Annotated in this window: 7 protein-coding genes; all 7 read left to right on the top strand. The window is 36.1% G+C overall.

Features of this window, described 5'->3' with window-relative positions; translation table 11 throughout:
* The first annotated feature begins 960 nt into the window (after window positions 1-960).
* The 7 genes from MT391_RS20260 (at window position 961) to MT391_RS20290 (ending at window position 6,932) form a co-directional block, all read left to right on the top strand.
* The gene (locus tag MT391_RS20260; RefSeq protein WP_499499857.1) at window positions 961-1,929 is read left to right on the top strand and encodes a TRAP transporter substrate-binding protein; all 969 of its coding nucleotides are present in this window, start codon (window positions 961-963) and stop codon (window positions 1,927-1,929) included.
* 155 nt (window positions 1,930-2,084) lie between these two features.
* On the top strand, window positions 2,085-2,642 hold the full coding sequence (locus MT391_RS20265) for a TRAP transporter small permease (RefSeq protein ID WP_028868847.1): 558 nt from the start codon (window positions 2,085-2,087) through the stop codon (window positions 2,640-2,642).
* Between the two features lie 3 nt (window positions 2,643-2,645).
* A complete protein-coding gene (locus tag MT391_RS20270) occupies window positions 2,646-3,950 on the top strand; it encodes a TRAP transporter large permease (RefSeq protein ID WP_028868846.1) in 1,305 nt (434 codons plus the stop codon).
* 4 nt (window positions 3,951-3,954) lie between these two features.
* Complete coding sequence (locus MT391_RS20275; protein ID WP_028868845.1) at window positions 3,955-4,482, top strand: winged helix DNA-binding protein; 528 nt, start codon at window positions 3,955-3,957, stop codon at window positions 4,480-4,482.
* 65 nt (window positions 4,483-4,547) lie between these two features.
* Window positions 4,548-5,285 carry a 5-oxoprolinase subunit PxpA gene (locus MT391_RS20280; protein WP_028868844.1) on the top strand — a complete coding sequence of 246 codons (738 nt, stop codon included), beginning with the start codon at window positions 4,548-4,550 and terminating at the stop codon, window positions 5,283-5,285.
* Window positions 5,276-5,959 (top strand): 5-oxoprolinase subunit B family protein, encoded by a 684-nt coding sequence (locus MT391_RS20285; protein ID WP_499499858.1) that lies wholly within the window; start codon window positions 5,276-5,278, stop codon window positions 5,957-5,959. Before MT391_RS20280 ends, MT391_RS20285 begins: the two co-directional genes overlap by 10 nt.
* Window positions 5,960-5,978: 19 nt before the next feature.
* Window positions 5,979-6,932 (top strand): 5-oxoprolinase subunit C family protein, encoded by a 954-nt coding sequence (locus MT391_RS20290; RefSeq protein WP_499499860.1) that lies wholly within the window; start codon window positions 5,979-5,981, stop codon window positions 6,930-6,932.
* The last annotated feature ends 272 nt before the right edge of the window (window positions 6,933-7,204 follow it).

Consider the following 7,204-nt stretch of genomic DNA (forward strand, 5'->3'; position numbering starts at 1 on the left):
CTGTTATACAGTTATATATCAAATAAAATGACTGCATAGCTACGTAAACGGCACCTACCTTTTAACCGTTATCGTCACCCTGTAAATATTACTGTTAAGCTTTTGTTTGTAAAATGTTAAGAAAACTACCATTCATTTAAGTGATTTATTAAAAGTTATTCCTCATTTTTCTGTCAATTCCCATGGTGGATTCAACAATAAAGGGCCCTACATTCTAATTAAAACCTAGATCGCAGAATTATGCTTAATGATCTAGTTTGTTTAATTTAATCTAAATTGATCACAATCTATTAACTTATTAATAATATTTTAATGTGATGGACTTCGTTTTAAATGATTATAGAGATGAGTAATGTTTGTTTTAAATGTATTTCGTATGTATTTTGAATGTGTTTTGTATTCTGAGTTAATAGAAATTTTATACACTCTATTGAGTTTAACTGATAATGAGGGCTCAACTGGTTAATTAATTATTTTGTATCGTTACGATATGAATACCGTTTGATAAAAGATGATCGCAATATTATTAAACAGACATAGTTTCTAAATTTCAGTAAAAGTAATGAAACCACTGATTACAGTAACGAGTACCTATGATTATTGAATGAATTACGAAGCTTGTTTGGGTTTTCATAAATATGAAAAAAAGACGAATTGGAGGTGCTTTAAACTCAAAATTTGTTTTTAAATTTTTGTATTACATTGATGCAGTTGCTCTATCAAGTTGCTTAAATTAAGTAAAAAATTAATTTTCTGAGCAAAAAGAAGAAAAATAAAACTAATAACCAAATATAACAGTTAGTTATATTGTATTTTTCTCGTGTAGTCTAAATAAAATTTTACGGGTAATGAATTGGTGCATTTTATGCTCCTAATTCAAAATGGATGTAAATCGTATTCATATTATAAGTGATTTGAATTCGAGTTATTAATGTTGATCAATAAAGATAAGGATAATCTATGAAATCTATTTTTAAAATAGCAGCAATAACAGCTGCCGGCGTTATTTCTACTTCTGCTATATCTGCTACTCGATGGGATATGGCTACACCTTACGTAGATGCCACACACCATACTCAGAATATTCGTCAGTTTGCAGAGGATATAAACGCAGCAACTAATGGAGATTTTGAAATCATCGTACATGCTGGCGCTTCTTTGATTAAACATAAAGAGATACCAAGAGCAGTTCGCACCCAACAAGTGCCGATAGGGGAAGTATTTATTGGGATATTAGGTAATGAAGATCCTATCTATAAACTTGATAACCTCCCTTTTTTAGCAACTAATTTTACTGATGCAAAAAAGTTATACGAAGTATCAAAGCCAATTATTGAAGCAAAACTAAACAAAAATGGATTAATGTTATTGTATTCTGTGCCTTGGCCTCCTCAAGGTGTTTACAGTAAAGAGCCACTAACTAGTATTGATAGTTTTAAAGGTGCAAAACTACGTGCTTATAGTTCCACCCTATCCCGTTTAGCCGTTTTACTTGAAGCTTCTCCAACAACGGTTCAAACCGTTGAAATTCCGCAGGCATTTTCAACTGGTATTATCGATATGATGATCACATCACCCACTACCGGCGTGAGTAGCCAGTCTTGGGACTATGTTGACAACTATACGGATGTACAAGCGTGGATCCCTAAAAATATGGTGATTGTTAATAAACGTTCATTCAAACGATTAGATAAATCGATGCAATCAGCATTGTTAACTGCCGCGGCTGCCGCTGAAAAGCGTGGTTGGGAATTGGCGATTAATGAAACTGAAATTAAAAATAAAGAGTTAATGGAGCATGGGGTTAAAGTTGTAGATCCAAATCCTGAATTAATCAAAGCACTTACAGCTGTAGGTGATCAAATGTCACAAGAATGGGCTGAAGAGGCTGGTGCAGAAGGTAAAGCGCTTCTTGCTGAGTATCAGTAATAAATAACGCCTTCAGTAACGTTTTACTTATTAAACGTTACTGTTGTGACTATATTTTACCCATCCCTCAGAGAATGTTAGTTAAATATACGTTTATATCCTGAGTAAAAATTAATCCCTATATTTTTTTATTGTTTACTGTAGGAGTATTCACGATGAGAACTTTATTGAATCGAATATATTTAATCACTGGTGCATTATCGGGGTTATGTATCATCGCTATCTGTTGCATTATTCTTGCTCGAGTAATGGGTCGCTGGGTGGGTATTGAAGTGCCTTCTAGTGATGATTTTGCTGGTTTTTTACTTGCCGCTTCTAGTTTTTTAGGGTTGGCTTATACCTTTCGTGAAGGTGGACATATTCGAGTGAGTTTATTCACCTCAAGATTACCACTTGTCATTAACAAATGGGTTGAAAGAATTATTTTAAGCTTAGGCTGCGTTTTAATTCTTTATCTTACTTGGCAACTTGCCTACTTTGTTTATGAATCTTATCTATTTGATGAATTATCTTCAGGTTATGTGCCTATCGAGCTTTGGCTTGTTCAGTTGCCTTTAGCTGTGGGCATGATTATTTTTTCTGTGGCAATTATTGATCAAACCTTTTGTCATTTGTTTTTTGGTGAAGAGCTACCAAAATCTGAAGAGGAAGTATTAGCTGAAAGTGCTCCGATTGATTTATCGCAAACTAACTCATTAAATAAAGGAGCGTAAATTATGAATGAGATAACTATCGGCTTTATATTAATTGGTATTTTATTTGCACTGTTAGCCAGTGGGGTTTGGGTTGCTTTTACCTTGATCGCTGTTTCTATCGCAGGTCTTATGATGCTGGGTAACGATAATTTTGGATTGCTTTATACCACATCAACTTGGGGGGCTGTATCAGATTGGTCGTTAGCTGCATTACCGCTATTCATTTGGATGGGTGAAATACTCTTTAGAACACGTTTATCAAAAGATCTATTTGAAGGTTTAACCCCCTGGCTAAGTAGAGTTCCAGGGCGTTTACTGCACGTTAATATTTTAAGTTGTGGTATTTTTGCTGCTGTTTCTGGTTCATCTGCCGCAACGGCTGCCACCATTGGTAAAATGACTCTGCCAGAATTAAAGCGTCAAGGATATGATGACAAAATGGCGATAGCGACTTTAGCCGGTTCAGGTACGTTAGGTTTACTTATTCCTCCTTCGATAATTTTAATCGTATATGGCGTCGCAGCAGAAGTGTCTATTGGGCGTTTGTTTATGGCGGGAGCCTTACCAGGTTTGATGTTAGTGATCATGTTCATGGGATACACTGCTTATTGGTCATCAAAGCATGGTGATGGTATTGCGCAACAAACCAAACAATATTCCTGGAAAGAAAAGTTTTCTTCCTTATTACGTTTAATACCCGTTAGTGTACTTATCTTATTTATTATTGGCTCTATTTACGCAGGTTTAACAACGCCCACGGAAGCAGCTGCATTTGGTGTTCTTGGATCTTTAGTACTAGCATTAGGTAGTGGTTCACTAACTTTTAATAGCTTTACTGAAAGTTTAATGGGGGCGGTGAAAACATCATGCATGATTATTTTCATTCTAGCCGGGGCTGCTTTTTTAACAATGGCAATGGGGTTTATTGGTATACCAAGAATGCTAGCTGAAAATATAGCATTACTTAACTTGTCTCCTTATACCTTATTATTTTTACTGACTATCATGTTTGTTATTTTAGGTTGTTTTTTAGATGGTATTTCAGTTGTAGTACTCACCACTTCCGTTGTTCTCCCAATGGTTATTGAAGCTGGAATAGATCCTTTATGGTTTGGTATTTATATTGTTCTGGTTGTAGAAATGTCACAAATAACACCACCAGTGGGATTCAATTTGTTTGTTATTCAAAGCTTAACTGGACGAGATATATTGTTTGTTGCTAAAGCTGCTCTGCCATTCTTTTTCTTATTGGTTGCAGCTGTATTTATTGTCACCGTATTCCCTGAAATCGTAACCTGGCTTCCAAACTCAATGTCGAAAGGATAAATATATGCCCAAGCAAAAAAATAAGCCAACATCTGAGCACTTACCTATTTTGTCCTCTTCTCATTTAGTGGGTGAAAATGGGCTTGCGTTAAGTGAATTTGAATATGGATTAACCATGGTACACAACGCATTCCAACGTTGGACTCATTTATGTAGCAACGCTTGCGATCAGAATTTAAGTTCTTTGGATATTTTAGTGATTCATAATGTTTATCACAGAAAGAAGCCTAAGCGCATCACTGATGTAGCATTTACCCTAAATGTTGACGATACACATAACGTCTCATATTCAATAAGAAAAATGGTAAAAACTGGCATGCTTCAACATGAAAAAAGAGGCAAAGAAACATTTTATAGTGTGACTGACGAAGGTGAAGCCTTCTGCTTAGAGTATGCAAAAATTAGAGAAAAATGTTTAGTTCAAGCCTTAGAGCATATGTCTATCGACGATTCATTAGGGGAAACTGCTAAATTGATGAGAACGCTATCTGGTTTGTACGCACAGGCATCTCGAGCCGCAAGTTCTTTATAGCTGGTAGCCAGTATTGCTGATAGTTAATCGATGACTACAATTTAAATTTATTCAGGGGAATATAAATGCTTATTAATTGTGATATGGGTGAAAGTTTTGGTATCTGGAAGTTAGGTCAGGACGAACAGATCATGCCTTTCGTTGATATGGCGAATATAGCATGTGGTATGCATGCTTCAGATCCAAGTGTTATGTTACGAACAGTTCGTTGTGCAAAAGAACACGGTGTTCGTATTGGCGCACATCCTGGTTATGCAGATTTACAAGGTTTTGGTCGTCGTTTTATTGATATGCCATTGACTGATTTACAAGCGTTATTTATTTACCAGCTAGGCGCATTACAGGGAATTTGCAAGAGTGAAAATACCGCATTAAGTTATGTTAAGCCGCATGGTGCTCTTTATAATGCAATGATGAAGTCTGACGATATTTTTGTTGCTTTATTACAAGCACTTGCTAAATACGATGCAAAATTACCATTAATGGTGATGGCAGTTCCTGATTTTGCGCGTTATCAAAAATTTGCCTCTGAATACGGTATTACATTACTTTTTGAGGCCTTTGTTGACCGCACTTATCAAACAGATGGACGCTTAACGCCAAGAACTGAAGCCAATGCATGCCATACGAATTTAGAAGATATTTGTGATCAAGCCGTTCGTTTATTTAAAGAGCAATGCGTAATAAGTAAAGATGGAACAAGGGTCAGCATTAAAGCAGATACCTTGTGTATTCATGGAGATGGTGAATTGGCGGCTGAGATAGCAGAGGTTTTAAAAGTGAGATTGGCAGAATGCAAGTAAACCTTGTTAATGAAAATAGTGTCATTATCTACTTCTCCGATACCGTTTGTGCTGAAACAACCGATGAAATTACCTATGCTTGTCAGTTATTCAGATCTGAACTTAACGATACTCTTTCAGATATAGTGCCATCTTATACATCTATTCTACTTAGTTGTGATTTGCGTAAAACTGGATTACAAAATTTTGTAATCAATGTGCGTCGAGTACTAAACCAATTAGGTAATGTAGGCCTTACTAATCTGGTGCGTAATAAAATTGTACTACCTGTTTATTATGGTCAAGAAGTCGCACTTGACCACCGAGATGTCAGCTTACATACAGGCTTAGCATTTTCTGAAATAGTTAAACTACATACAGAAGAATGTTACCGAGTATTTGCAATCGGCTTTACACCTGGTTTTGCATTCTTAGGCAATACCCCAAAGCAAATGACAATACCTCGTAAGGCAAGCCCAAGGCTTAACGTTCCTAAAGGAAGCGTTGCGATAGCGGATAGGCAAACAGCTATTTATCCTAGTCAATCGCCTGGTGGTTGGCAAGTGATAGGGCGCACTCCAATAGATCTACTTGATGACTCAGAAGAGTGTTTAAGTAAATTTGCAATGGGTGATGAAGTCCGTTTTGAATCTATTGATAAACAAACCTTTTTGGCAATGGGTGGCCAACTGTAAATAAAAGAAGGTAAAAATTATGGCATTAGATATTGTTCAAGCAGGGCCATTAAGCTTATTGCAAGATCTTGGTCGCTATGGTTATCAAGATGTAGGTGTTACTCCGGGTGGAGCAATGGACACCCATGCCTTTCACTGGGCGAATAAATTACTAAATAATCCAGCTAATGCTGCACAAATTGAAATTACCATGGGGCCATTTAAAGCCTGCTTTAAACAAGCAACTAGTTTTGCATTATGCGGAGCAGATGTTGTTGCAACGTTAAATGGAAACAAAATTATACCTTGGAGTTCGTGGTTTGCTAAAGCAGGAGATATATTAGAAATTGGATATCCAAGGCAAGGGTTACGTAGTTACCTTGCGGTTAGTGGAGGTTTTTTTTGTCCTAAAACTTTTGGTAGCGTCAGTACTGTGATGCGAAATAAACTAGGCGGATTAAGCAAAAAAGGCAGTAAACTAGCCAATGGCGATATAATACCTTTTATCGCAAAGGTTCAGCCCCATAAGCGCAAAGTCCCTCAACAATTTATTCCTGAATACAAAAGCATCATTAATATAGGTGTTTTAACTACATATCAATTCCACCAATTTAGTACTGAGGCAAAAAAAACATTCTTTAATGAATTGTATACGGTAACCTCAGAGATTGACCGAATGGGCTATAGATTGAAAGGCAAGCCAATTGAATTTGCTCAGCAGAGTTTCGTTTCTGAAGGTATTGCGTTGGGTGCTATCCAAATTCCAGCTAATGGACAACCTATTATATTAATGCGTGATCGACAAACTATTGGTGGATATCCCAAAATGGGATGTGTTTGTAATAGAGACTTAAATATTCTTGCACAAGCAACACCTGGTACTCAGATTCGCTTTTTTGAACAAGACTTATATGAAGCAGAAGCTGAGCTTCATCAAGAGCAGCATTATTTCTTTAAGGGGAACAATGATGGAGACTATTCAAATATCGATTAAGCATTGATTTTTTCTAAAAACAGAAATATAAGCATTGAATCCAAGAGTAGTTAAAGTAATAACTTCTTAAATTATTGCGGTCAATCTAAAGTATTTTGTAAAAACAAATGAAATAAAAAATTATCGAAGAAGTCATGTTCCTAATTCCAAGCATAAAAGTCACAATTTTGAGTGAAATATCCACACTTTGTTGGTTAATTAATCACTCAGTCATTTTTTTGAAATAAACACCATAAAAGACTTGCCAATGCTTCAGCGATCCCTATAATGCG

Source organism: Vibrio sp. 1-Bac 57 (genome assembly GCF_037546855.1).
Taxonomy (GTDB): Bacteria; Pseudomonadota; Gammaproteobacteria; order Enterobacterales; family Psychromonadaceae; genus Psychromonas.

Excerpts from the sequence above, each read along its gene's own strand:
- MT391_RS20260 (WP_499499857.1), top strand. The coding sequence starts at position 961 with ATGAAATCTATTTTTAAAATAGCAGCAATAACAGCTGCCGGCGTTATT.
- MT391_RS20265 (WP_028868847.1), top strand. The coding sequence starts at position 2,085 with ATGAGAACTTTATTGAATCGAATATATTTAATCACTGGTGCATTATCG.
- MT391_RS20270 (WP_028868846.1), top strand. The coding sequence starts at position 2,646 with ATGAATGAGATAACTATCGGCTTTATATTAATTGGTATTTTATTTGCA.
- MT391_RS20275 (WP_028868845.1), top strand. The coding sequence starts at position 3,955 with ATGCCCAAGCAAAAAAATAAGCCAACATCTGAGCACTTACCTATTTTG.
- MT391_RS20280 (WP_028868844.1), top strand. The coding sequence starts at position 4,548 with ATGCTTATTAATTGTGATATGGGTGAAAGTTTTGGTATCTGGAAGTTA.
- MT391_RS20285 (WP_499499858.1), top strand. The coding sequence starts at position 5,276 with ATGCAAGTAAACCTTGTTAATGAAAATAGTGTCATTATCTACTTCTCC.
- MT391_RS20290 (WP_499499860.1), top strand. The coding sequence starts at position 5,979 with ATGGCATTAGATATTGTTCAAGCAGGGCCATTAAGCTTATTGCAAGAT.